Genomic DNA, 23,039 nt, shown 5'->3' with positions numbered 1-23,039 from the left:
AAGTAATTTTATTTCATTGTAGCAATTTTACAATTTGCGTATGGCCCAATTTTTGGGATACAAATTATTGGCTCTGTCGCCCAGATTTTTCATAAACCCGAGCGGATGATTTTTGTACGTTACCACAATAAACCCTTTGGGCGTAGCGGCAGGCAAGGCAAAACTTTCACGGTGCAAATAACGGCGCGCTTGTTCTAAAGACAGTTCCACGCGCGGATGTTCAGCCGGTGAAAGATTGATAGAAAGCGCTTGCGCCGCAGAAGGAATAAGGTCTTTCCCTTTTTGTTCGGGTTGCGGTATACCGTCGGAAAGCAAATGGATCAGCGCGTGCGCCTGGGCGTGTTTTCGGGCAGAAGAAGGCAACAGCGCGCGCACGGAACTTTCCCCTTTTTTGCGAAGTATCGCCATAAAAAGCCCTTCACTTTTCGTCGTACCGGGGATAAAGCGATACACCGGGCCGTTCCACCCGTCAAGTAACGAGCCGGTAATCTGCCACGACGGATCAACCGGGACAGATAAAATTTCCGCGCCCAATTCTTCCGCTATAAAGCGCACGTTTTCTTCGTTTTCGCAAGTATTAAACGTACACGTACTGTAAATTAAAAGACCGCCGGGGCGCAAACACGGCCAAATGTCTTGCAAAATTTGGCGTTGGCGGTTGCGGCAAAACTGCACGTTATTTATGCTCCACTCCCGCACGGCACTTTCGTCGCGGCGGAAGAGCCCTTCGCCCGAGCAAGGCACGTCGGTCAAAATCACGTCAAACATCCAATCCGTTTTGGCAAAATCGTGCGCGTAATTGTGCGTTACAAGTACGTCCGGGTGGCCTTGTTTAAGCATATTTTCAAGCAAAATACTCGCGCGGCGGCGGTCGGGCTCGTTGCTAACTAACACAGAGCCCTGCGGCAAGGCCGCGCGCATTAAAGTAGATTTTCCCCCCGGAGCAGCACACAAATCTAACGCCAACACCGGAGCCGTTACATGCGCGTGCACCACATGATCTAAAAAAAGAGACCCCGCCTCTTGCACGTAATAAACACCTGCGTGAAAAAGCGGATCCAACGTAAAATTAGGCCGTTCTTGCAACCAATACCCGTACTTGCACCACGGCACGGGGGTCATGGACGGGAAAATCGGTTTTTCCGGCTGTTTAAACGGATTCAAACGGACGCTGGTAACGGGTTCTTCGTCAAACGCCTGTACAAACCGTTGCCAACGCTCCGGCCCGAACAAGTTTTCCGTATTGGCAATAAATTCTTGCGGTAGAGACATAGCCCCATTACAAATTTTTATTTCTTTAATGCTTGCTCAAAATAATCGGCAACCATTTTGCTCACAGCTGTTTGGTCTTGGGTAAAGCTGTGGTCGTAATCGTGCAGCGTAGTCATTTGCACGTTTTTATAGATTTGACGGAAACGCTCCCCATACTCGTAAGGCACTAATTCATCATCTACGCTGTGTATGATGAACACCGGCCCCGTATATCCGGCAGAGGTTTCATAAATAGGTTGGTGCGGGGTCGTCTCCAAGAAAGCGCGTCCTACTTTAAGCCCCGTATATAACGTGATATATTCCGGCACATTTTTGGGGTCGTATTTTGTGCCGAACAAATCGCCCTTCGCCGTATCGTCTTTTAATTCTCCCGCCGGAGCCATTAGGGCAATCGTTTTCACTTTGTCGGCTCCTAACTCTCCTGCCAGCATAGCCGTCACTACACCGCCTTGCGAGTGACCCACCATGGAAACCGATTCCACTTGCGGCAATTGGCTGACATATTCATAAATGCGGCGGGCGTCTTCTATTTCATTGGGGATCGTCATATCCAAAAAGCTCCCTTCACTTTCCCCGTGTCCGTTAAAATCAAATATCACGGTAGCAATACCGCGCGCTTGAATTTGTTTGTTTACTTCCACCATAAGCGGCAGATTTTTACTGCCGTTGAAACCGTGCACAATCATCACAAGCGGATACGTCTTTTTGCCTTTAGGCGTACTTAATACCGCCGAAAGTTTCCCATGATCCCCCTGAACGGTAAACGGTTGGGTCACTTGAGCAGTGGCACACCCGGAAAGGACAAAAACCAATCCGATAAGTAAAACATATATTCTTTTTTTCATAAATACCTCTTATTTTTTAGGATAGTTACTGCTTTGAAATTCTTGCCTGTCCAAAAACGGGAACATATCTTCTAACGTCGGGCTAATCAAGGTGCCGTCGGGCAATTTGCGCGCGGATAACTTAGGCGCAAACGTATAATCGGAGGTGCAATCTACCTCACACACCACCGGACCGGACATGGCCAACACTTTTTTAATACCTTTGGCTACGCCGCTGTTTTTGGTAAGCCGCACCGCAGGCAAGCCAAACGATTGAGCCACTTTCACAAAATCGGGTACTTCCACCCCGCTTTTAGCGTTGCAACCTGTGAGCCGCCCTTTAAAAAAATTGCGTTGGGTTTGGATGATAGAGCTATATTCGCCGTTTTTAATAATAAAAATTTTAATAGGCAGACGGTTTGTTTTGACGGTTTGCAATTCTTGTAAGTTCATCATGATACTGCCGTCGCCTTCCAAGCAAACAACCTCTTTACCCAATGCCGCACACGCGCCGATCGCCGCCGGCAAGCCGTACCCCATAGAGGCCGAGCCGGAATTGGAAAATGCCCGTTGCCCCGGGTGGATAGTAGCCGTTTGAAAAAACGCCACAAAGGCCGTTGCGTTAGCCATCACCACCGGACCTTTATATTGGGCGGACAACTGCTCCATAAAATAATACGGGTGCACTTTCCCGGCGGGGTTAATTACAAACTCGCGCAAGGGCGGGTACTTTTTGCGTAATGTTTGGCAATAGATGCGCCACGGGTTTTCACCAAGCGGTTTACGCAACGCGCGCACCAGAGCGGGCAGTACGTCTTTTAAATCGGCGCAGACGGATAAATCGGGTTTTACCGTTGGTTTTTTAAGTTCGGACGGGTCAATATCTATCACAATTTTTTTAGCGTTCTTAGCAAAATTTTCCCAGTTATAACTGACTTGGCGAATGTTGTTGCGCGTACCTAAAAAGAGTATTACGTCCGCATTTTGCAACGCAAAATTACCGGCCCGCTGGCCCACCGTACCGATACGTCCCACCCACCGGGGGTATGCGGACGGAATTAAATCAAACCCGTTAAACGTAGTAACAACGGGAATTTGCGTTTGGGCAAGCAATTTTCCCAATGCTTTTTGTTGGTGGCCAAGCCGCACCCCGTGCCCGGCTACAATTAGGGGACATTTGGCTCTTTGTAGTAACGGCACCGCTTTTTTTAGGACAGTTCCTACCGCGTTCTTTTTAGGTTTGGGTAGCTGAAATTTTTTAAGTTTTTTAGGATCAATTAGCGCGGCTTGTACGTCTAGCGGGATATCCACCCACACCGGCCCCGGGCGTCCCGTAGTGGCTTGATAAACGGCCTCCTCCAACACCGCTTCCACTTCGTCGGCTTGTGTGAGTGATTTGGCGTACTTGGTAAGTGGAGCTACCACACGCGTAATGGGGGCCTCTTGGTCGCCCAGTTGGCGCAGCGGCAAACCGGGACAACGGGCCAAAGTGGTAGCCGATTTAACTTGCCCGGAAATAAACAGTACAGGCGCGCTGTCCGTCCACGCGCCGAAAACACCGTTTAAACAGTTAAGCCCGCCCGGCCCCGTGGTCACACACACCACAGCCAGTTCCCCCCGCGCGCGGGCATATCCTTCGGCACACAGGGCGGTGGCTTGTTCGTTATGGTTAAAAATACAGTTAATTTTTTTACTTTTGCCGAAACTGTCGTCTAAATGCATAGCCCCGCCGCCCGTAATCATAAACACGTGGCGAACGCCTTTTTTTTCTAATTTTTTTACGAGGTAATCGGACAATTTCATCATATTACAGGCCGCGGTTTTCAATGAGTTTCTTTAATTTTTCGTCGTGCGCGTACGGACAGTCAATTTGCGAGATTTTAATCGGTTCGTCCTTTTTAATATCCGTCAGCAACGCTTCGCCGCGCATCAGTTCACGGCAAGAAATTTGGCCTTTTTGCAACGGAATAGCCAAATAGACATCCTCGTCGGTCAGTTTATGGCCTTTGGGCAAATCCCACCGGGCATATACACCGCGCACGAGCGCGTCCAAATACGTAATTTCTTTACGCGGCGGAATAGTTTTTGCCGTTGCACTGTGCCCGCAAAGCAAGACCGCCTTGTGATACGCTTTTATCCAACGGTCCACATCGCCGGGCAACGAACAGTAAGGAGACACAGCAATACCGTCCGCCTCAATGTCAATGTGCCGCTCAAACGTGCGCGCGCCTTTGGCGTAGGCAACCAGCATAGAGCTTTCAATATCCTCGTTATACTCGTGCGTGGAAAACCCGATCACGTGGCCCGGATAGCGGTTTTTTAAAAAATCAATTTGATTCAGTTCCAATTCTTCTTTTTCCGACGGATAAACACTAACACAATGGTTGATAGCCAAGGGAATTTCGCGGTGTTCAAAAAACGTGACTAAATCGTCAATGTCTTTAAGCGAAGAGCCGCCCGTGGACACAATGACGGGTTTGCGGGTGGTGGCAATTTTTTCAATCAAAATCCAATCGTTCAAATCGGACGACGCAATTTTGATGATATCTACACCCAATTTCACGCACGTATCTACCGATTTTTCATCAAAAGGCGTAGCCATGGTAATACATCCGTTTTTACGTACGGTATCTACCAAGATTTGGTAGTCTTTTATATCCATTTTGGTCGCCATGGTTTTGCTAATATAGCGGATGTCTTGGCGGGTTTTAAAATCGCGGTGGATGAAAGTGTCCACGTCGCGAAATTGCAGTTTAATGGCGGCGCGGACATTATTAAAACGGACAATTTTGGCAAAATCTTCAATAATTTTAATGCCGCGTTCGCGCTTGCCCCAATGGTTATTGGCAAGTTCCAACACAAATAAGTCCTCAAAAATTTTATTTTTCATAGTGTGCTCCTTTATTTGTCCGTTAGCAATAATTTTTTATCTATCCGTTCCCGGTTCCTTTGATAATACAAAAATAATTCCTCCACGGCTTGTTTAAATGGGGTAAACGCAACAGCGGGCATTTCATTTTTAAGACGTTTATTACTGCCGGAGTAATTAAGCCCATACCCCGGTTTACCTACCCGAATATCCACCGGCTTGCCCGATACTTCCCGCACCACTTGAGCCGCTTGCAACAGTTCCGTTTCCTCGTCCGGCGTGATATTATAGCTTTTGTATTTTACTTCGTGCGAAATAAAATAGTCCAACACCGGCATTAAATCGTTGACGTATAAATAGCTAAAACGGCGGTTTTGCCGCAAGGTAATGGGCAAGTCAAATAATGTCTTGCAAATGGCATTAGAAATAAAACGTATTTCCCAATCTTCGTACTTGCCAAAGATACCAAAAATATTTAAATCTACCGCGTTTGGTATAGTTTCTATACGCTTATACATCACATATTTGCAAAAGCTGTGTTCGTCTTTGCCAACGCGCAAGCCGATTTGATCTTCGCCAACCAGCCGGTTATCGGCGGCCACATCATATACGGCCCCGCTACCTATATTGATTAGCTTGCCGAATTTATCCGTATGGCGCGCTAGATTTTCAAACATACGCATATTGGTATAAAACAAGTTTGTTTTATCTTTAGCGTTTCGGTGGCCGGGCTTCGCAGCGGCGTGAATAACTGCGTCAAAGGAGTGCGTGCGGAAAAATTCGTCTACGGCAGAAGTATCCGTCAAATCTAACTCAAAACTGCGTGGGGCAGTAATATCGTACTTTTCGGCCAAAAAACTCTCTTGAATATTTTTGCCGATAAAGCCGTTTCCGCCGGTGAGTAAGATTTTTTTACGCATGTATTTTCTCTTTTATAAAATCGTGTATTACTTGTACGGTACGGGCCAGTTCCTTTTCGCCAAGTGCCGGGAACGTGCCCACCCAAAACGTGTTATTCATCACAAAATCGGTGTTTGGTAAAAGTGCATATTCTTTTTCGCCCAATTCACACGAGGTAAACCGACCCGACGGGCCGATACGCAAGCTGATTTCATTTTCCGTCATCATTGGTTGGCGCAGTAAATTGCCGCCAAACAGTTGGCGCGTGCCGATGCCGTGATTTTCCAAATATTCAACTAATTGTTGTTTGGTAAACGGCGCACCGGGCCGCACGGAAATCAAATACCCAAACCACGATGGTTTGACGTTTTCACGCACCGTGGGCAAAATTAAATAGTCTTTCAAATCAGCTAAGTGTTGGGTTAAATAGGCGGCGTTTTCAGCCCGTTTTTTTAGATACGCGGGTAATTTTTTCAGTTGACTAATACCCAACGCGGCTTGCCAATCGGTAATTTTTAAATTATATCCTACGTGGGAATAAGTATATTTATGGTCGTATCCGGCGGGCAGATTGCCCAGTTGCATGGAAAAGCGGCACTTGCACGTATTATCCGTGCCGGGCTTACACCAACAATCGCGTCCCCAATCACGTAACGAACGCAAAATACGGTGCAGTTGCGGATCACTTGTTACCACCGCGCCCCCCTCACCCATGGTAATATGGTGCGCCGGATAAAAACTGTACGTACCGATATGCCCAATCGTGCCGGCCTTGCGTCCGTTCCACTCGGCCCCTAACGCATCGCACGAATCTTCAATCAGCCACAAGTGGTATTTTTGGCAAAGTGCTAAAATACGCTCCATATCAAACAGGTGGCCAAGCGTATGGGCAAGAAAAATAGCTTTCGTTTTCGGGGAAATAGCCGTTTCAATTTGTGTAGCGTCAATGTTGTAAGTGGCAATTTCACAATCTATAAACACGGGAACGAGTCCGTTTTGGATAATGGGGTTGACGGTGGTAGGAAATCCCGCCGCCACGGTAATGACTTCGTCGCCTTTTTGAAGGCGTTTATCGCCCAATTTGTGAGAGGAAAGAGCCGTCAGCGCAAGCAAATTAGCCGACGAGCCGGAGTTGGTGGTCAGCGCAAACGGAACGCCTAAAAATTGGGCAAATTCTTTTTCAAATTGGTCGTTAAAGCGGCCCGCCGTAAGCCACATATCTAAACTGGCGTCTATGAGTTGCAATAAATCTTCTTCGTCCAAGAGTTTGCCGGACGGCGGGATATAGTTAAATTCTTTTTTCGTGCCGTGTACGCTTTGGTAATAACGGCGGGCCGCGTCTTTGACGGCTTGTCTTAATTCTTTTTCCATGAGATTTTCTCTTGATACGCGTGAATTTGCGCTACGGACAGCGCGTGCATGTCTTCTTTTCCCGTATAAAACGCCTGATACCAACGCACGGTTTGTGTAATGGCCTCATTTACGTCATAGGTGGGTGTCCAACCCAACCGGTTTTTGGCTTTATCAATAGATAACGATAACAAATTGGCCTCATGCACGCCGTTTTCTTCGTGCACGTGCACCGTGCCTTGTCCGTAAGCTTGCACTATTTTTTCGGCCAATTCAGCTACGTTAATAGTCGCGCCCGGCTCGGGCCCGAAGTTAAACCCCTCACCGTATGTGCGCCCTTGCGTATAGAGTAATTGCCCGAGCAGCAAATAGCCCGACAGCGGCTCTAGCACATATTGCCACGGACGCACCGCCGACGGGCGGCGAATTTCAACCGGTTTTCCGGCTACAATACTGCGGATACAATCGGGCACTAAACGGTCGGCGGCCCAGTCCCCCCCGCCGATGACGTTTCCGGCACGAGCGGTGGCGAGTGCATAGCCGCTACTTTGCAAAAATGAACGACGGTAAGACGAGCTTAAAATTTCCGAGCACCCCTTGGAAGACGAGTACATATCATATCCGCCCATCGGGTCTTGTTCGGTATAGTTATGGACGGTCTCCCGGTTTTCATAACATTTATCGGAAGTTACATTGACCACGGCTTTTACGCTAGGCGTTTGGCGGGCCGCTTCCAACACGTACAGCGTGCCGAGCACGTTGGTTTCATACGTAAGCACCGGCTCGTCATACGACGTACGCACCAGCGGTTGGGCCGCCAAGTGAAAAACAATTTCCGGTTTAAATTCTTGAAAGGTTTTAAGTAATAGTGCACGGTCACGCACGTCGCCAAATACAGACGTAATACCCTGCGCTACGTGCGCGGCTTCAAATAAACTGGGCGTAGTATTGGGGGCGAGTGCATAGCCGCAAACCTCGGCACCGAGTGCTTTAAGCCACAACACAAGCCAGCCGCCCTTAAACCCGGTATGCCCGGTGACTAACACCCGTTTGCCCCGGTAAATATCTTGGAACACGGTTAATTCTCCCATTTCTTCCACGGCGCTTGGCCGCTGTACCACAAATCGGTCAGTAATTTTTTATCTTTAAGCGTGTCCATCGGTTGCCAAAAACCGCTGTGTTTGTAAGCGTGTAATTGCCCGTCCTTGGCCAGTTTTTCCAGTGGGGCTTGTTCAAAATAGACATCGCCTTTAATGTAATCTAACACCTGCGGTTCGCAGACGAAAAATCCGCCGTTGACCCACGCGCCGTCGCCTTGCGGTTTTTCTTGGAAAGAGGTAATCGTGTTGTTCTCGTCAATACTAAGCGCGCCGAAACGGCCGGAAGGTTTTACGGCCGTCATGGTGATCAGCTTGCCGGACGCTTTGTGTGCGGCAATTGTGGCGGGAATATCCACATCGCTTACGCCGTCGCCATACGTGAGTAAAAAGGGCTCGTTACCGATATAAGCAGCCGCTTTTTTAATGCGTCCGCCCGTTAGGGTATCTTGCCCCGTATAGAGCATGGTGACCGTCCACGGCTCTTGGCGGGTTTGGTGGACGGTTACTTCGTTAGTAACCATATTGACGGTAATATCGGAATAGCGTTGGTAATAATTGACAAAATACTCTTTGATAACGTGTGATTTGTACCCGGTTAAAATAACAAAATCGTTAAACCCGTAATGGGAGTACATCTTCATAATGTGCCACAGGATAGGATGCCCGCCGATTTCCACCATCGGTTTGGGTTTCAAAACGGTTTCTTCGCTCAGGCGCGAGCCCACACCACCAGCTAAAATAAGGACTTTCATATTCCCTCCTGTTGCGGCCGGATAATCTCTTTTTTCATTGTAGTAAATCTACCCCGGTCACACAAGAGGAAAACCGGACAGCTATAACGTGCCGTTTGCGTTTAATTGCTCACATAGTTTGCGTTGAACGGCAGGCGGATTGTATTGGGAATTGTCCACATAACAATGTATCCGCTCCGGTTCAGTGTAATTGACATAGATGAAATACGTTATAGCAAAGGGCTTGCGTTGGGCCACGGCAATAATGTTGCCGTCTGCCGAATTGCCCGGTGAATAGACAAAATATTTCGTTTCAATACGGCCCGAATAAGTTGTATTTTCATAAATGGCTCCCGGAATTTCTACGTCTAATAATTCAATTTCATTTTGCGCGGCATAGCGTCCGTTAGCCAGATAGAAAACTTGGTTGGCGTTAGCAATCGCACGCACGAGTGTAACAGCTTCACTCATGCGGGCTTTCTCCACCGCTTTTTGATATTGCGGAAGTGCCACCGCCGCGAGTATGCCAATAATGAGAACGACAACCAACAATTCAATCAGCGTAAACGCTTGATTTTTTTTCATACAACCTCCTTTTTTATCATTAAATAAAAAAACGATGTCAAGTTTTATTTTTTCTCTCGCTATATCCCGCATAGAAACTCTGCGGGATGACGAGCGAGAGAAAAATATATACAGAAAAGCCCCTTGCCGGGCCCAGGCAAATGGAGATCCAACTTCTACTTACTTGTAGCCACACTCTATTTACACTGTCGCTTTTCAATGTAACAACCCCCTTGCGTGCTCATATAGAAATAATGTTATAATGGGGAAGTAAGTACCCATTTTACCGGAAGGAGCTTTTATGTCAGACATAGCAACCCCTCAAATCAAACAGAAACAACCCGCGGGACTTTACCTTTTGTTCGCCACGGAAATGTGGGAACGGTTTAGTTTCTATTCGTTAAAGGCCTTATTTATTTTGTACCTTACCAAAGAATTGTTACTCTCTACCGAAACCGCCAGCGGATATTTCGGCAATTTGATGAGCTTAATTTTTCTCTCGCCCCTGTTCGGCGGCTATATTGCCGACCGGTGGTTGGGCAAACGCGCGTGCATTATCATCGGCGGTATTTGTATCGCACTGGGGCAGCTGTGCATGGGCCAAGGATCGCTACCCGCCGTGTGGGTGGCGATGGGCTTAATTATCATCGGTAACGGTTTTTTCAAACCGAACATTTCCAGTATCGTCGGCGATTTGTACGAAAAAAATGATCCTCGCCGCGACGGCGGTTTTACCATTTTTTACATGGGTATTAACTTGGGCTCGTTCTTGGCCGGCATCATCGCCGGGACGTTGGCGCATAAATTCGGTTGGGCGTACGGTTTCGGCTCGGCGGCGGTAGGTATGATTTTCGGGCTCGCGTTATTTATCTGGGGGAAAGATAAATACTTGCAAGGCAAAGGCAAAGCCCCCAAAGAATACGTAAAGGAAAGCGTAAAAAAAGAAGTAAATAACGCGCCACTTACCCGGGAAGAATGGCAACGTATCGCCGTAATTTGTATTATGGCGTTTTTTACCATTTTCTTCTGGGCAATCTTTGAACAGAAAGGCGCGGCCTTAAACTTAATTGCCGACCAACACGTGGACCGCATTATCCATTTCTTCGGCAAATCGTTTGAAATTCCGACGGCGTGGTTCCAATCTATTAACCCGTTGTTTATTATGTTGTTCGCTCCGGTGCTCTCCAAATTGTGGGTAAACTTGGGCAAAAAAGGCAAAGATTTAAGCGTGCCCGCTAAATTTATGGTGGCGTTTTGGTTGATTGCCTCCGGGTATATTATTTTGTTACTCTCCACGATCGTCTGCGGCGATAACAAAATGGGTATTATGTGGATCGTGGGCGCGTACTTTATGTTTACCATGGGCGAGCTGTGCCTCTCCCCAGTGGGGCTTTCTATGGTAACAAAACTTTCGCCTACAAAGTTTATCTCGCTATTTATGGGAATTTGGTTTTTGGCGACGTCCGTGGCCGGGAAACTGGCCGGGCTCTATTCGGGCCAACTCAGCAAGATGACGTTGCAACAGTTCTTCACGTGGCCGGTGATCGTGCCGATCTGCGCGTCGCTGGTCCTCTTGGTGCTGATTAAACCGATTAAGAAGTGGATGAACGGCGTGCAATAAGTGTTTAAACGCCAAAACAGAATTGATGAAACACCCCCGCAAAATCTTTGCGGGGGTGATTTTATGGTAGTTTACGCAAGAGTCGGGCCAGTTTAAAAGCATGACGCCGGGCACAATAGGTCTCTTTATGCGTTTTTCGTTTAGTGCCCCACGAAAGCTTATACAGCAAATAGTCCTGCCATGGAAATATACGTTGCTGTTTGGCCGCATTTAAACATCCTTGCCATAAATCAGGAAATTCTTGTATTGCCCGATTAAACAAAGTCCAATCCTGTTGTTGCGCAGACAGTTTTAACAGTTGCGTAAAAAGTGAAAGGATCTCGTTGGTAAACTCATACGAAAATGTTTGTTTTACCGCACGAAAAAACCGGAGATTGGACAAAAAGCACCGGTTAAACCACGCAAAAGTTTGACCGGAATTTTCCCACAAACTTCCCCCGTGCCTTCTATACACCGCCATTACATCCGGTAAAAATCCAATTTTTCCACGTTGGGCATGCAGCAAATGCAAAAACCAATCACACGGCAAAATATTATCCGGCATGGCCGCAAAATCTCCGTCAGTAAAACGCCACCGGTACATCACAGAATTTGTTTGAATAAAATTATGTTTAAGTAAATCCGACACCTCTAACGTGGTTTTATTAAAACGGAACGCCCCCGAAGGGAACAAGGACTCCGGGTGCGATTTATCTTCCCATATTACCTTTACGGGGTGGAAACAGACGGCATAGTCGGGGTGGGCATCCAAAAAATCAACCTGTTTTTGCAATTTGTCCGGGTCGCTCCAATAATCGTCGCCTTCGCAAAGGGCCACGTATTTCCCCTGTACCCGCGGCCAATTAAATGCTTTATCTACATAAACGCCCTTGGAAAATTGGTTGTTTGTCTGCAATACAGGTTTGATAAGTTGGGGATATTGTTTTGCATACCGGCGGATAATATCCGCCGTACCGTCTGTGGACGCATCGTCGTAAACAAGCACCTCAAACGGAAACTTAGTACGTTGGGATACAAACCCGTCCAATGCTTGTGCAATATACCGCACGTGATTATAAGTGAGGACTAAAACAGAAACCGTTGTCATCTTGTATTTTCCTTAATGCTAAAAATAGGGATACCTAAAATATACATCTTTGTCTTGTGAGTCCGTTTCTTTATCTTAAAAACCGGGATACCACATATATGGTAAATGCGCTTATTGTCTTGTTCCGTTACTTCCAGCAATGTAATGAACGAAAAAAGCATATATCTACGCCTATACACAACCGGTAACGGTTTAGGGCCCCGTATCAAACGTTCAGGCAAATTATACTCCACTTCTTCATGTATATCGTTACCGAACATAGATTTTAAACTGTATAAGTATAAATCGTCCCGGTTGGCATAATAGACATGGAGTTTATCGCCCAACTGATAACATAAATCGCAAAATCCGCTACGCACCGAATAAACCGCGTGACATCGGTAAGCCAATGCAATGGAATCTTGTAAATTCAAAGGAACATACTGTGAGCCCAAAACGGTATTATTTTTATCCTTCACATTAGAAATAACCGTATAACCCTGAGCGGATAAGTTTTGAACCAACTGTTGCCAAAACCGAGCCGGAACAGACTCCGTAGAGGTTGCCTCAGGAGAAATCAAAACGACTTTATCAAATTGCGCCAAATCTAAAACAGCTTTTTCGGTTTCTTCTGATAACTTCGGCAAAATTGTAAAATCTTCAAAAGGAGTATCTAACGGAAGATGCAAAAATTGCTTATACCAATCTAAAAATTTTATCTTAGACTTGCGATAATATACGGGGGCAAAGAACGCACTAAGTTCGTTATGAAATGCCGGATGAGCTAAATAAATATGTCCTTTTTGAGGATGTGGATGCGCATCGCTAAGCATAGTGCATTTATCAATTACTTTAAAGATGTTCGTACACCCCAAATCTACCGCTTTGTAATCTTTAATACCGAACATTTCAGGGATAAAAGATTGTTTTTCAGGAACAACAATGACAATATCGGCATTGTATTTCTTTTTTAGTGCGTTATAAAAACCGCACACAATCATCGTATCTCCGATTCCGGCCGCACATAAAAAATAATATTTATTCTTATCAAGTCCCAATTCTTCTACTAACATATTATAAACTCTTATCAATACTCACCTGTATATCTAATGCCGCATCTCTTTTTTTAGAAATGCCGTACGTCATCTTTAGTCCGCTGGGTTTATCATCATTTATCAAAATACGCTCCCCCATCGGAGCCCCAAAAATAATATGATTAAAACGCAAACCGTTTTCAAGCAAAAAATGCTCTAAATTTTCTTTTTCCTCTGCTTGGCGTGAAGTCAAAATGACAATCATATCTTCCGGCGGAATTGATGCAAAAAGGGCCTTTACTCCGTCCAATATTTTATCCCCTCCGTTTTTATAACCGTTGTGTACGCACAAGGTTCCGTCCACATCAAAAATCCATGTATGCGGCAAAGCAGATAAAACTAAATTATTGCTCATCTAAATACTCCTGTAACGCCAGTAGCCCCTTGTAAAAAGCACCGCAAATGGCATCATAATCTTCCCATGCGTACGTGGTAAGAGAAAGCCAAATAATAGCGTGCAACAATTTAATCTTTTTCTTATCGGCCCCGGTAAGGTGGAAGAAATCTTCTTCCAAATCTTGCCAATTATTAGATACTATTTCCAACTCTATTTCTTTTTCCTTAATTTCCAGTGAGAAATTTTTCCGGTTAAACTGATCGTAATTTCCAACTACGCTGTAATAAAGTTTGGCCCAATCATAATCTACATCGCCAAAGAATTTAGTTTTACCGAAATAACCGCGCGGATCAATTAACACCGGACGCACACCACTGGTTTCTATCATCATGTTATGAAACGTACAATCCCCATGAATTAACTGAAATTCCGACGGATACATCGCTCTCATTTCTTGTTCTATTTTTTCTTTTATCGTGTAGATATTGGTACATTTTTTGCCGTTAATAATCACAAACTCATCTTTGGCAAACGGAACTAAATCATACACTTTTTTGAGTCGGTCAAAAGTTTTAGTTAAATAATTATTTTCACAATCTTCTTTATTTGCTTTAATCGGCGGGACCAAATGGTGAAGTTTTTTCAAGGCCTCTGTAATACGCCCCAATAAAGCACGCTTAAATCCTTTGGTTAAAAAGGCATACTCAAAAATATTCTGCCCCTTTATCTTTTCCATCACCAGCGGATCAAATCCGTAGATTTTAGGAATATTTGTATAACCGAGCGCAGAGACCTTTTTATACCAAGCAATTTCATCTTGGGCCAGTTTGACACCCTGCTCGTTGGTGGGATATTTCAAAACGATGTCCCCCTTAAACTCCATTTTATTAAAAGGCCTGCATTTAGGTTTATTAAGTTCATTTTGGAAATAAGATAACATAGTTCCGATTTCCAATCCGCCGTACATATTCAACCGCTCAAACTTTATGTTTTGAGAAGCCAACCAACGGACGAACTCTCCCTCATCAGGTACCGTGGCAATCTCCGATTTGTCTTTAAAAATAAACAACCCGGCCACTCCGTTTTCTGAAGAAGGTTCCTCTTTAAACTCTTCATTATTATACGACCAACGGCAAGAAAAATCTTTTGATATACCGATGTAATTTGTATCTGCCGAAACCGAATTATTAACGGCAGATAATACTAAATCACACCAAATTAACATAAACTGTTCTTTAGGCGGGATGGTTTGCAAAGCAGCCGGCAGCCCCGAGCATGTTCCCTTCTTATCCGCATCAATGACTTCATAATCAACTTCGGCAAATGCTTTTAGATAGCGTTTCAGTGTCTCTTTTTGATAGTCGGCAATAATTTTAAACTTGGCAGTAGGATATTTCTTAAACAAATGAAATATCATCGGCAAATTATCAACGGGTACAAGTGCTTTTGGTTTATTTGCCGTTAAGGTTTCCAATCTGGATCCACGACCACCTGCCTGAACGATTATGTATTTCATTTTGCAACTCCTCTACATGCTGCTTTTTGTAATTTCCATTTTTCTTTGTATTTTTTTCTGAGTCTTCCGAAGGTACACATAGATAACAAATGGTATTTAAATCTTTTATACTTAGATGGCCTGATGACAAATTTACCTTTTTGTTTTTCCGATAGATATAATCTAAATGTTGACTGTAAAATAACCTCAGAACAAATTTTATCTGCAATTTTAAAATTAGTTTGCTTATTGAACTCCACGGTCCGTTCTATAAAATCACTTAAAAACAGCATTGGACTTTTTCCGGAACAAACTCCGTTATCCAGACGGCGATAAACCGTTGTGGGGCGATCAATATAATAATACTTGCCTTGTATTAAAAACCAATAGAACTGGTTAAAATCAAAAAGTACTACTTCTTTATATTTAATTTCAGCCAGATGCAAAAATTCCGTTCTTAACATCCGTGCTGACTGATAAGGAATATAGCCACCGTTATTGATTGGAAAAAAATCGTCGTAAGAAAATATTTTTTTGGTTTTTAAGATCGGATTATTTAAAACTAAGATATTATTTTCATATTCGGTGTTTTTAATTGAAGCATTGACAATCCACGTATTTGTTCCGCAAAAACTGCACTCCGGATGTTTTTCCATGGCGTCAATTTGCAATTGTAATTTTTCATCATCACACCAATAGTCGTCGGTTTCCGTAAGTATGCAATACTTTGTATCAACCGATTTATAAGCACGCCAAATATTGGCTTGCGCGCCCGTGTTTTTTTCAGCAATATGCGCTTCAATCAATTTCGGATATTTTTTAGCATATTCGCGGATAATGTCCGAGCTACCGTCGGTAGAAGCATCGTCAAAGATCTTAATAATAAACGGATATTTCGTTTTTTGGGATAACACACTATCTATGCACTTTCGGACATACGGTGCATGATTATAAGTTATTAGTAAGACGGTGCAAATGGGTTTCACTTTAGCTTCTCCAATCCATCAGAACGTCTAATCCGTCCACATCAAATACCGGGATATGATGCGCACTAGCCACTTTACGCCGTTCCTGATAGGCGTTGTCAATAAAGATGGCCTCGTCAGCTTGAATATAATCGGCCTTATTATCGTCCGGCTTGATATGAATAATTTGGCTAAACAGCGATTTATCAATATGATAGTGTTTCATACTTTCATAAATTTCTTTTTCGTGTTTAGTCAGTAAAATCACTTTTTTGCCTTGATTTTGGCATTGGTACAAAAACCAAATAGCTTTTAAATTTATTTTGCCGCGCAACGTGAGGGTATCGTCAAAATCAAAATAGACTGTGTCATACACATAATCTATTTTGTAACGACGAATCAGCGAACTATCCATTTGCACTTGATACGAATTTGGCTCCACGGAGATATCATATCCCATTACCGTGTAAACAGAAAGCAACGGCAAATTGATACCACGCGCACGGGTAAGTGCCATCGTGCCTGCACACCGGACGGAAACTTCCAACAATTTCCATTTGCCCTGTGCGTCTTTTTTGATTTGAAACCACCACAACCCTAAGAAAGAAAGCTTTGAATTGATCGTTTCGGCAATATGTTGGATTTCCGGTGTTAATTCTTCGGTTTTTCCCGCCACAGACACGCCAGCCATTAACCGTTGGCGCGAACGTGGGGAAACCACCCGCAATTTTCCGTCCTTGTCCGTTAAACAATCTACGGTATATTCTTCACCGGGCAAATATTCGCAAATAACATAATCACTTAACGCAATATCCGCCGCGTCTGCCCGCGATTTGACGAGTTGGGCCCCCACACTACCTTGCCCCTCTTTGGGTTTGATAAAAACAGGAAAATGCGTAAGTGCTGGGTATATTTCCGGCAAGAAAGTTGCCCCGGCCAATGCCCGGTATGTTTTTTCTTTATCCCTACAAATCTCGGCCGTTTTTAAACCCGAACAAATAACTTTCGCTTTTATCTGATGTAAATTTTCTGCCAAGAACTTGGCCACCGTATCATGCGTAGGGAAAACAACATCAATTTGTTTTTCTGTTAGCAATTCATTAAATTTCTCAAGAAAATTTGGCGCAGTGATAAGCGGCAAACCGGACACGTAATTTTCAAAAACATAACTCCCGTGTCGTTCAATACTGGAAGCCCCCCAAACAGCAATATTGACGCACGTTGCCAACGCATCGTGCAACTCAACCGAATTGATTTCCCCCGCCGGAAAGACAAGCACGTTAATCATAAAGCACCTCCAGCATCCGTTTCATCTCCGGCTCGCCATATCGTTGGTCAATAGGCAAAGGCAAAAGATATTGTTGTAATATAAGTTCAAATGAATTTTTGGGACAAATTTTTTCAAGTCCGGGCCAATACAGTGCTACATAAATTTTATGTTGTATAAGTTTTTGACGAAGCCCCGGCTTATCTATCAGCAACGGATACACCATGGGCACGTCGTGCGAAGATAGATCTAAGTTAAGTTGGTTCACGCCGGCAAGGGCTTGGTGTAAAATTTGAAAATTAGCTAACCGTCTGTTTCGCACAAGGTTATAATCAATATTACCCATGAGTGCTCGGGTTAGTTTTGACATTTTGCAAACGGGTTGGCCGATTAACATTTTTTCGTTTTCTTGAAAATCTGCATACCCGGCAGAAGCACTCAAGTCATATCTTTTTAACAAATGTGCACAAACATTGTAAGAGACGGCGGATTCTTCCGCAAGAGCGATTTGCTTATCACATATGGCTAGTCCCCCGTCAGGCAAACCGAAAAATTTGCGCGGGCAATAAAACGCAGCCAACCCCTGTTTAGGAGCAAAGAAAGCCTGCGCATTGTCCACAATGATGTTAGGATACTGACGGGTCAATACGTCTATATATTTCCCTTTTATCCCAAAATAATTATTTACCAAGACAAAGGCCTCTTGCGGAATATTTTTTAAATCAATTTCCAACTTGGAATTTACCGGATAATACGAGAGTTGGACGTTCTCTTCGCCCAATGCTTGCCACACCACCGGGCATGTGTAATACGGAACAAACAAGTGTGTAATATGATTGGCCCGGATGATATAGCGTAGTGCATTTCGGGCAGAATTAAGCAAAACCGCTCCCGTATGATAAGGAGCTGTATGCCCGCATTCCAAACCGAAATAACCGCCAATCTCATTAGATAAGCTCATAATTATCCAACATTTTGTTAATTTCTTCCGGAGAATTAAACATCATTACGTCAATAATAGACAAACCCGGCACAAAAGGATTTTTAAATTGACAATAAGGCACAAAATGAGTTTTTACAAAATGCAAGACAACCCCGACCTGCTGAAAAGAGGATACACTATATAATGTTTGCCCGCCAATAGCATTGACATATTCTGTTCCACCTAACCTTAAACAAATATCAATGACTTTTTCCTGTCCTTTTAAAGAGTTATCTTTCTCTATTTGTGATGACACCACAATTTGTGTTTTTATATTTAGATACTGTACTATGAGCCTAAATTGTTTCTCTAATGCCTTGGAAATAAGCAAAGAATCATCTAGAACAACACTCTGAATCATTGGAAATACCTGATTAAAAAAAGGGGCCTTTTTATAAGCTTGTTCAATGGTTTTTAGTAGTTTGTCTTTAATTCTCATATCGGACACGATGTTAACTTGATTTATTGGTTTAAAAGCCGACGCGCCCTCTAAAGGCAAGGTAATTAAGTGCGCCTTCCCATTCAACAGAATATTATTCCTGTTTATCCATCCGTTTTTAATATAATTTACATCGTCGTAAATAACATATTTATCTACCAACTTTACTAACTGCCAGTATCCCAAATATGGGAAAAAATAAGGTTGCATGATACCAATCTTCATATATTTTCTCTCACAATAGAACAAATGCGTTCCACCTGTTCTAATGGCAATTTCGGGTACAACGGCAAACAGGCAATACGCGAGCAAATATCTTCCGATACCGGACAAGCTTGTTTATCTTCCAAATAAGGCAACGTATTTAAGGACGGATAAAAATACCGCCGCGGATAAATTTGCTCCTTATTTAACGCTTGGAACACACGCAACAATGTTTGTTCATCTTTAAACAGCACAGGATAATAGGCATAATTATATTGCAGGTCCGGTTGCGGTTTTGGACGTGAAACATAGCCGGACAATTCTTTATCATACATTTCGCAAATTGCTTTGCGTTTGGAAATAATTTCTGCCAAATGCGGCAGGATAGCTAACCCCATAGCCGCATGAAATTCCGACTGTTTCCCGTTGATACCTAATTGGTAATGCGTATCTCCCAAATGTCCGAAACGCTTGGCCAAATCTAATTTGTGATTTGTTTTTTCGTCGTGCACAATACAGGCGCCGCCTTCTACCGTGTGGAACAATTTGGTGGCGTGAAAAGAAAGAGTGGACACATCTCCGTAAGAAACTAACGCTTTATTTTTATACACCGATCCAAATGCATGGGCAGCATCATAAATAACTTTCAAACCATGCTTTTGGGCAATTTGTTCAATTTTTTCCACATCACACGCATAGCCAAATACGTGTACCGGCATGATCGCCCGCGTTTTAGGAGTAATGGCGACTTCTATTTTCGCCGGATCTATCGTAAAATTATCCGGTTCTATATCCACAAACACCGGTTTGCAACGTTGCCACAAAATACTGGACGTAGTAGCTACATAAGAAAAAGGAGTGGTAATAATTTCGCCGTCGCGGATATCAAGGGCCTCTAAGGCCAATTGGAGCGCAATTGTTCCGTTAGTAACATACTGCAAACGCGCCACATCAAGCAACTCCTGTAATTGTTTTTCCAGTTCACACACTAACGGGCCCTGATTGGTCAGTTGTTCATTGTGATAAATTTGCGTAAGCCACTTTGTGTACTCGGCTTGTGGCGGTAAAAAAGGCTTAGTAACAAAGATTTTCTCCATAATAAAACAGGACTCCCAGTGAATTAGGAATCCTGTTATATCACAAAAAGTGCAAGAAAAACATTGTGCCGCGCACAGCTATGCCAACCCCTACGGATAACAAACAGCCGCGGCCACATAACAAAGCATTACCTTATATAAAGCAATACCTTATATATGCACCCGGCCCTCTCTTAGCAAGGGATCAGCTTGCCAAGAAAGGACCTTGAACAGCTATCTTGGGACGGGATTAGCACGTTTTTCAACGACTTCCTATTCTACAATAGGATTCCCAAAACAGAATAAAATTTATCTTTCCCTATTCTAACATATTTAGGGAACACTGCAAATCAACCTAAACGGTTATTTTGAACTAGTAGTTCACGCAGCATTGCCAACTCGCCGGCATACATTTCAGCCGCCTGCGCGGGTGTATAGGCACTGCGATACGTCCAATTTTCCTCGCCCACCGTACCGGGCGTATTCACGCGGTCGGTCGTGCCGATAACATCTTGCCACGAGAACATCACCAAGGCCGAGGCACTCCCTAATACCCGGTTCAAAATAGCGCGTTGTGTATTTAAATTCCACGGCACGTTGCCATCGGTCTTTTGGGCGGAAATCATTTCCCAGATATTGGCCCGTTCCTGTTGGTCCATTGTTTCCCACCAACCGCGCACGGTTTCGGTATCGTGCGTGGACGTGGTGGCAAGAGATACCGCCGGGTAATTGCGCGGCTCGCGGTAATAGCCGTTGTCCTCGCGCTCCCAACGTAGCACCTTATATCCGGGGATACGCATATCTACGAGCATCCGCCGCACATAATTAGGGATAACCCCTAAATCTTCGCCCACGGCCAATTTACCGTGCGCTTCTTCTTGCACCATGTGCAAAAACGCATACCCGCGGTCAATTTGGTTTTGTTCGCCTTCTATATCAAAAGCGCCCACCGTATCGTCAGGTGCAAAAACGTAGGTACGGAAAAACCCCACCAAATGGTCTAAGCGGAACACGTCGTAAAGTTCCGTTACGCGGCGGATTTTGCGCCGCCATAAATCTAAATTGTGTTGGTGTTGGTATACCCAATCGTAAGCGGGCAGGCCCCACTTTTGGCCTCCCTCGGAAAATTGGTCTGCCGGCGCACCGATTTCGTAACCCAGCCGGTAATTTTCTTTTTCGGACCACACTTCGGCACTATCCAAATTGGTACCAAACGGGATATCGCCAAAAATCAGCATACCGCGTTGGGCCGCAAAATTTTTCGCTTCGCGCAGTTGTCCGTCCAATATCCACTGGACGTAGGCAAAGAATTGCACATATTCGCGGTGGTGCGCTTCAAACGCATCCACGGCGGAGCTATTAAATTGGCGCAATTCTTCCGGCCACTCTAACCACGTTTGCCAGCGGTAAAATTCTTTGAGTGCACGAAACAATTTATACCCGCGCAACCATCCGGCCTGTGCGCTTTGGTAGGCCTCAAACGCCAAAAAACGCGGCGAACGCACGCTTTGTTCTTGTGCTAAAAAAGTTTGATATCCCAACCACAATGCTTTTAATTTAGCTTGTTTAACTTCACCAAACGGAGCTTTGGGCGCATTGTGCCATTGTTCAATTTGCGGTTTTAACTTAGCAATAAATTCTTGTGCTTGCGGGCTGTGGCAGATATCTTCCACCGCGCCAATATCGGTGTACACCGGGTCGGTAGCAAAAGCAGTCATGGCCGAGTAGGGGCACGTGATACCGGGGGCGGTTTCCTGCAACGGCAAGATTTGTAAAATTTTAATTCCTTGCGTAGCCAAAAAGTCGGTCCATTCCCGCAAGGAGGCAAAATCACCCACGCCCCAATCGTTTGGGGTTTTCATGGCGGACAGCGGCAATAAAATACCGCACGAACGTGAAGAAAGCAATTGCTCTTGAATCGTCATATTTTATTTTTTAGCGATCGCTTCAATTTCCACCGAACTGCCTTTAGCCAAAGCCGCTACTTGCACGGTAGTACGGGCGGGCGGATTCTCTTTAAAAAAGGTGCTGTACACATCGTTCATTTCGGCAAATTGGGTTAAATCGGTCATATAGACGGTCGTTTTGAGCACATTTTTAAGCGAGCTACCTGCTTTTTTAAGTACGGTTTCCAAATTGGTTAAAATAAGTTCGGTTTGTACGCGCACGTCACCGTTGAAAATTTCGCCGGTGACAGGATCTATCGGCACAATGCCGGTAGTAAAAATAAAACCGCCGTCTTCCACGGCTTGTGAATAACACGCAATGGGTTTAATGGTGCTGATGTTGATTACTTTTTTCATAATTCCTCACTAAACAAAAATACATAAAATCTCTTTTTATATAGTAGCAAGGCCAAAGGCGTATGTCAAACGATTTTTCCGGCGGGGAAACAAAAAAATTTTGACGGAAGTTTTTAAAAAGTGCTATAATAAATTATCGCTTAAAAAGCGATGCAACGAAACAGTTGCACGTTGGTTGTAGTTTTTGATATAATAATTAGGTCGGGTTTAACCGATGCTTGATTAAACCGCCTAAAGTTGATTTTTTTGCGCTCGTAGCTCAGTGGTAGAGCATCCGCCTTTTAAGCGGGGGGCCGTGAGTTCAAGTCTCACCGGGCGCACCATTTAATGCCTTCTTCGTCTATCGGTTAGGACGTCGGATTTTCAATCCGAAAAGAGGAGTTCGATTCTCCTAGAAGGCGTTTTTTAATGCCCTGCGAAAGCGGGGCATTTTGCCTTCTAGGTTTGAATTGAACTCCCGCCCCTTTAGGGGCGCCGGAGCGTCAGCACAGGCGGGGATAAAATAGGAGCAAAATCTATGTTGTTAGCACGCAGTGCTTTAGATTTTGCGTGTTTTGCCGGGAGGCAAAAAACGATTCTC

At 44.5% G+C, this 23,039-nt stretch carries 21 protein-coding genes and 2 tRNA genes; 3 read left to right on the top strand and 20 right to left on the bottom strand.

All coding sequences use genetic code 11. The annotated features are described in order from the left end of the window. Positions 1 to 27 precede the first annotated feature (27 nt). The 9 genes from ACQY2W_RS01755 to ACQY2W_RS01715 form a co-directional block, all read right to left on the bottom strand. On the bottom strand, positions 28 to 1,272 hold the full coding sequence (locus ACQY2W_RS01755; RefSeq protein ID WP_428048860.1) for a methyltransferase RsmF C-terminal domain-like protein: 1,245 nt from the start codon (positions 1,270 to 1,272) through the stop codon (positions 28 to 30). 17 nt (positions 1,273 to 1,289) lie between these two features. Next, a complete protein-coding gene (locus ACQY2W_RS01750) occupies positions 1,290 to 2,117 on the bottom strand; it encodes an alpha/beta hydrolase family protein (RefSeq protein ID WP_428048859.1) in 828 nt (275 codons plus the stop codon). Between the two features lie 9 nt (positions 2,118 to 2,126). Then, entirely contained in the window at positions 2,127 to 3,902 is a 1,776-nt protein-coding gene (locus ACQY2W_RS01745; protein ID WP_428048858.1) for a thiamine pyrophosphate-binding protein, read from the bottom strand. A gap of 1 nt (position 3,903) precedes the next feature. Next, the gene (locus ACQY2W_RS01740) at positions 3,904 to 4,986 is read right to left on the bottom strand and encodes an N-acetylneuraminate synthase family protein (RefSeq protein ID WP_428048857.1); all 1,083 of its coding nucleotides are present in this window, start codon (positions 4,984 to 4,986) and stop codon (positions 3,904 to 3,906) included. 11 nt (positions 4,987 to 4,997) lie between these two features. After that, positions 4,998 to 5,885: an NAD-dependent epimerase/dehydratase family protein gene (locus tag ACQY2W_RS01735; RefSeq protein WP_428048856.1), complete on the bottom strand. Its 888-nt coding sequence runs from the start codon at positions 5,883 to 5,885 to the stop codon at positions 4,998 to 5,000. Further along, the gene (gene rfbH / locus ACQY2W_RS01730; RefSeq protein ID WP_428048855.1) at positions 5,878 to 7,236 is read right to left on the bottom strand and encodes a lipopolysaccharide biosynthesis protein RfbH; all 1,359 of its coding nucleotides are present in this window, start codon (positions 7,234 to 7,236) and stop codon (positions 5,878 to 5,880) included. Before rfbH ends, ACQY2W_RS01735 begins: the two co-directional genes overlap by 8 nt. Further along, entirely contained in the window at positions 7,221 to 8,306 is a 1,086-nt protein-coding gene (gene rfbG, locus ACQY2W_RS01725; RefSeq protein WP_428048895.1) for a CDP-glucose 4,6-dehydratase, read from the bottom strand. Before rfbG ends, rfbH begins: the two co-directional genes overlap by 16 nt. Next, on the bottom strand, positions 8,294 to 9,067 hold the full coding sequence (gene rfbF, locus ACQY2W_RS01720) for a glucose-1-phosphate cytidylyltransferase (protein ID WP_428048854.1): 774 nt from the start codon (positions 9,065 to 9,067) through the stop codon (positions 8,294 to 8,296). The genes rfbG and rfbF overlap by 13 nt, the downstream gene beginning before the upstream one ends. Before the next feature lie 81 nt (positions 9,068 to 9,148). Next, positions 9,149 to 9,631 (bottom strand): type IV pilin protein, encoded by a 483-nt coding sequence (locus ACQY2W_RS01715; RefSeq protein WP_428048853.1) that lies wholly within the window; start codon positions 9,629 to 9,631, stop codon positions 9,149 to 9,151. Positions 9,632 to 9,911: 280 nt separating this feature from the next. Between ACQY2W_RS01715 and ACQY2W_RS01710 the strand changes: the two genes are divergently transcribed. After that, positions 9,912 to 11,231, top strand: a complete 1,320-nt coding sequence (locus ACQY2W_RS01710) for a peptide MFS transporter (protein WP_428048852.1) — start codon at positions 9,912 to 9,914, stop codon at positions 11,229 to 11,231. 61 nt (positions 11,232 to 11,292) lie between these two features. Here ACQY2W_RS01710 and ACQY2W_RS01705 read toward each other — a convergent pair whose 3' ends face one another. The 11 genes from ACQY2W_RS01705 to ACQY2W_RS01655 form a co-directional block, all read right to left on the bottom strand. Further along, entirely contained in the window at positions 11,293 to 12,318 is a 1,026-nt protein-coding gene (locus ACQY2W_RS01705; protein WP_428048851.1) for a glycosyltransferase, read from the bottom strand. After that, positions 12,315 to 13,370 carry a hypothetical protein gene (locus ACQY2W_RS01700; protein ID WP_428048850.1) on the bottom strand — a complete coding sequence of 352 codons (1,056 nt, stop codon included), beginning with the start codon at positions 13,368 to 13,370 and terminating at the stop codon, positions 12,315 to 12,317. Before ACQY2W_RS01700 ends, ACQY2W_RS01705 begins: the two co-directional genes overlap by 4 nt. A gap of 1 nt (position 13,371) precedes the next feature. Further along, positions 13,372 to 13,746 (bottom strand): hypothetical protein, encoded by a 375-nt coding sequence (locus ACQY2W_RS01695; protein ID WP_428048849.1) that lies wholly within the window; start codon positions 13,744 to 13,746, stop codon positions 13,372 to 13,374. Beyond that, on the bottom strand, positions 13,736 to 15,244 hold the full coding sequence (locus tag ACQY2W_RS01690) for an NTP transferase domain-containing protein (RefSeq protein ID WP_428048848.1): 1,509 nt from the start codon (positions 15,242 to 15,244) through the stop codon (positions 13,736 to 13,738). The genes ACQY2W_RS01695 and ACQY2W_RS01690 overlap by 11 nt, the downstream gene beginning before the upstream one ends. Next, the gene (locus tag ACQY2W_RS01685; RefSeq protein ID WP_428048847.1) at positions 15,241 to 16,137 is read right to left on the bottom strand and encodes a glycosyltransferase; all 897 of its coding nucleotides are present in this window, start codon (positions 16,135 to 16,137) and stop codon (positions 15,241 to 15,243) included. The genes ACQY2W_RS01690 and ACQY2W_RS01685 overlap by 4 nt, the downstream gene beginning before the upstream one ends. A gap of 73 nt (positions 16,138 to 16,210) precedes the next feature. Then, the gene (locus tag ACQY2W_RS01680; RefSeq protein ID WP_428048846.1) at positions 16,211 to 17,476 is read right to left on the bottom strand and encodes an ATP-grasp domain-containing protein; all 1,266 of its coding nucleotides are present in this window, start codon (positions 17,474 to 17,476) and stop codon (positions 16,211 to 16,213) included. Next, positions 17,469 to 18,416: a hypothetical protein gene (locus ACQY2W_RS01675; RefSeq protein ID WP_428048845.1), complete on the bottom strand. Its 948-nt coding sequence runs from the start codon at positions 18,414 to 18,416 to the stop codon at positions 17,469 to 17,471. Before ACQY2W_RS01675 ends, ACQY2W_RS01680 begins: the two co-directional genes overlap by 8 nt. Then, complete coding sequence (locus ACQY2W_RS01670) at positions 18,403 to 19,101, bottom strand: WbqC family protein (protein WP_428048844.1); 699 nt, start codon at positions 19,099 to 19,101, stop codon at positions 18,403 to 18,405. The genes ACQY2W_RS01675 and ACQY2W_RS01670 overlap by 14 nt, the downstream gene beginning before the upstream one ends. Then, on the bottom strand, positions 19,098 to 20,177 hold the full coding sequence (locus tag ACQY2W_RS01665) for a DegT/DnrJ/EryC1/StrS family aminotransferase (RefSeq protein WP_428048843.1): 1,080 nt from the start codon (positions 20,175 to 20,177) through the stop codon (positions 19,098 to 19,100). The genes ACQY2W_RS01670 and ACQY2W_RS01665 overlap by 4 nt, the downstream gene beginning before the upstream one ends. A 329-nt stretch (positions 20,178 to 20,506) precedes the next feature. Continuing rightward, positions 20,507 to 22,081 (bottom strand): 4-alpha-glucanotransferase, encoded by a 1,575-nt coding sequence (gene malQ, locus ACQY2W_RS01660; protein WP_428048842.1) that lies wholly within the window; start codon positions 22,079 to 22,081, stop codon positions 20,507 to 20,509. Positions 22,082 to 22,084: 3 nt separating this feature from the next. Beyond that, positions 22,085 to 22,459 (bottom strand): RidA family protein, encoded by a 375-nt coding sequence (locus ACQY2W_RS01655; RefSeq protein WP_428048841.1) that lies wholly within the window; start codon positions 22,457 to 22,459, stop codon positions 22,085 to 22,087. A 248-nt stretch (positions 22,460 to 22,707) separates the two neighbouring features. Here ACQY2W_RS01655 and ACQY2W_RS01650 point away from each other — a divergent pair. Both ACQY2W_RS01650 and ACQY2W_RS01645 read left to right on the top strand, forming a co-directional pair. After that, positions 22,708 to 22,782 (top strand) — tRNA-Lys (locus tag ACQY2W_RS01650). A 6-nt stretch (positions 22,783 to 22,788) separates the two neighbouring features. Further along, positions 22,789 to 22,860, top strand: a tRNA-Glu gene (locus ACQY2W_RS01645). Positions 22,861 to 23,039 lie beyond the last annotated feature (179 nt).

Source organism: Candidatus Avelusimicrobium caledoniensis (genome assembly GCF_902756455.1).
In the GTDB taxonomy this organism is placed as follows: Bacteria; Elusimicrobiota; Elusimicrobia; order Elusimicrobiales; family Elusimicrobiaceae; genus Avelusimicrobium; species Avelusimicrobium caledoniense.
This window is presented reverse-complemented; position numbering and strand designations above follow the sequence as displayed.

Bases quoted from the DNA above. Each gene is read 5' to 3' on its own strand.
- ACQY2W_RS01755 (WP_428048860.1), bottom strand. From the start codon at position 1,272: ATGTCTCTACCGCAAGAATTTATTGCCAATACGGAAAACTTGTTCGGG.
- ACQY2W_RS01750 (WP_428048859.1), bottom strand. From the start codon at position 2,117: ATGAAAAAAAGAATATATGTTTTACTTATCGGATTGGTTTTTGTCCTT.
- ACQY2W_RS01745 (WP_428048858.1), bottom strand. From the start codon at position 3,902: ATGATGAAATTGTCCGATTACCTCGTAAAAAAATTAGAAAAAAAAGGC.
- ACQY2W_RS01740 (WP_428048857.1), bottom strand. From the start codon at position 4,986: ATGAAAAATAAAATTTTTGAGGACTTATTTGTGTTGGAACTTGCCAAT.
- ACQY2W_RS01735 (WP_428048856.1), bottom strand. From the start codon at position 5,885: ATGCGTAAAAAAATCTTACTCACCGGCGGAAACGGCTTTATCGGCAAA.
- rfbH (WP_428048855.1), bottom strand. From the start codon at position 7,236: ATGGAAAAAGAATTAAGACAAGCCGTCAAAGACGCGGCCCGCCGTTAT.
- rfbG (WP_428048895.1), bottom strand. From the start codon at position 8,306: ATGGGAGAATTAACCGTGTTCCAAGATATTTACCGGGGCAAACGGGTG.
- rfbF (WP_428048854.1), bottom strand. From the start codon at position 9,067: ATGAAAGTCCTTATTTTAGCTGGTGGTGTGGGCTCGCGCCTGAGCGAA.
- ACQY2W_RS01715 (WP_428048853.1), bottom strand. From the start codon at position 9,631: ATGAAAAAAAATCAAGCGTTTACGCTGATTGAATTGTTGGTTGTCGTT.
- ACQY2W_RS01710 (WP_428048852.1), top strand. From the start codon at position 9,912: ATGTCAGACATAGCAACCCCTCAAATCAAACAGAAACAACCCGCGGGA.
- ACQY2W_RS01705 (WP_428048851.1), bottom strand. From the start codon at position 12,318: ATGACAACGGTTTCTGTTTTAGTCCTCACTTATAATCACGTGCGGTAT.
- ACQY2W_RS01700 (WP_428048850.1), bottom strand. From the start codon at position 13,370: ATGTTAGTAGAAGAATTGGGACTTGATAAGAATAAATATTATTTTTTA.
- ACQY2W_RS01695 (WP_428048849.1), bottom strand. From the start codon at position 13,746: ATGAGCAATAATTTAGTTTTATCTGCTTTGCCGCATACATGGATTTTT.
- ACQY2W_RS01690 (WP_428048848.1), bottom strand. From the start codon at position 15,244: ATGAAATACATAATCGTTCAGGCAGGTGGTCGTGGATCCAGATTGGAA.
- ACQY2W_RS01680 (WP_428048846.1), bottom strand. From the start codon at position 17,476: ATGATTAACGTGCTTGTCTTTCCGGCGGGGGAAATCAATTCGGTTGAG.
- ACQY2W_RS01675 (WP_428048845.1), bottom strand. From the start codon at position 18,416: ATGAGCTTATCTAATGAGATTGGCGGTTATTTCGGTTTGGAATGCGGG.
- ACQY2W_RS01670 (WP_428048844.1), bottom strand. From the start codon at position 19,101: ATGAAGATTGGTATCATGCAACCTTATTTTTTCCCATATTTGGGATAC.
- ACQY2W_RS01665 (WP_428048843.1), bottom strand. From the start codon at position 20,177: ATGGAGAAAATCTTTGTTACTAAGCCTTTTTTACCGCCACAAGCCGAG.
- malQ (WP_428048842.1), bottom strand. From the start codon at position 22,081: ATGACGATTCAAGAGCAATTGCTTTCTTCACGTTCGTGCGGTATTTTA.
- ACQY2W_RS01655 (WP_428048841.1), bottom strand. From the start codon at position 22,459: ATGAAAAAAGTAATCAACATCAGCACCATTAAACCCATTGCGTGTTAT.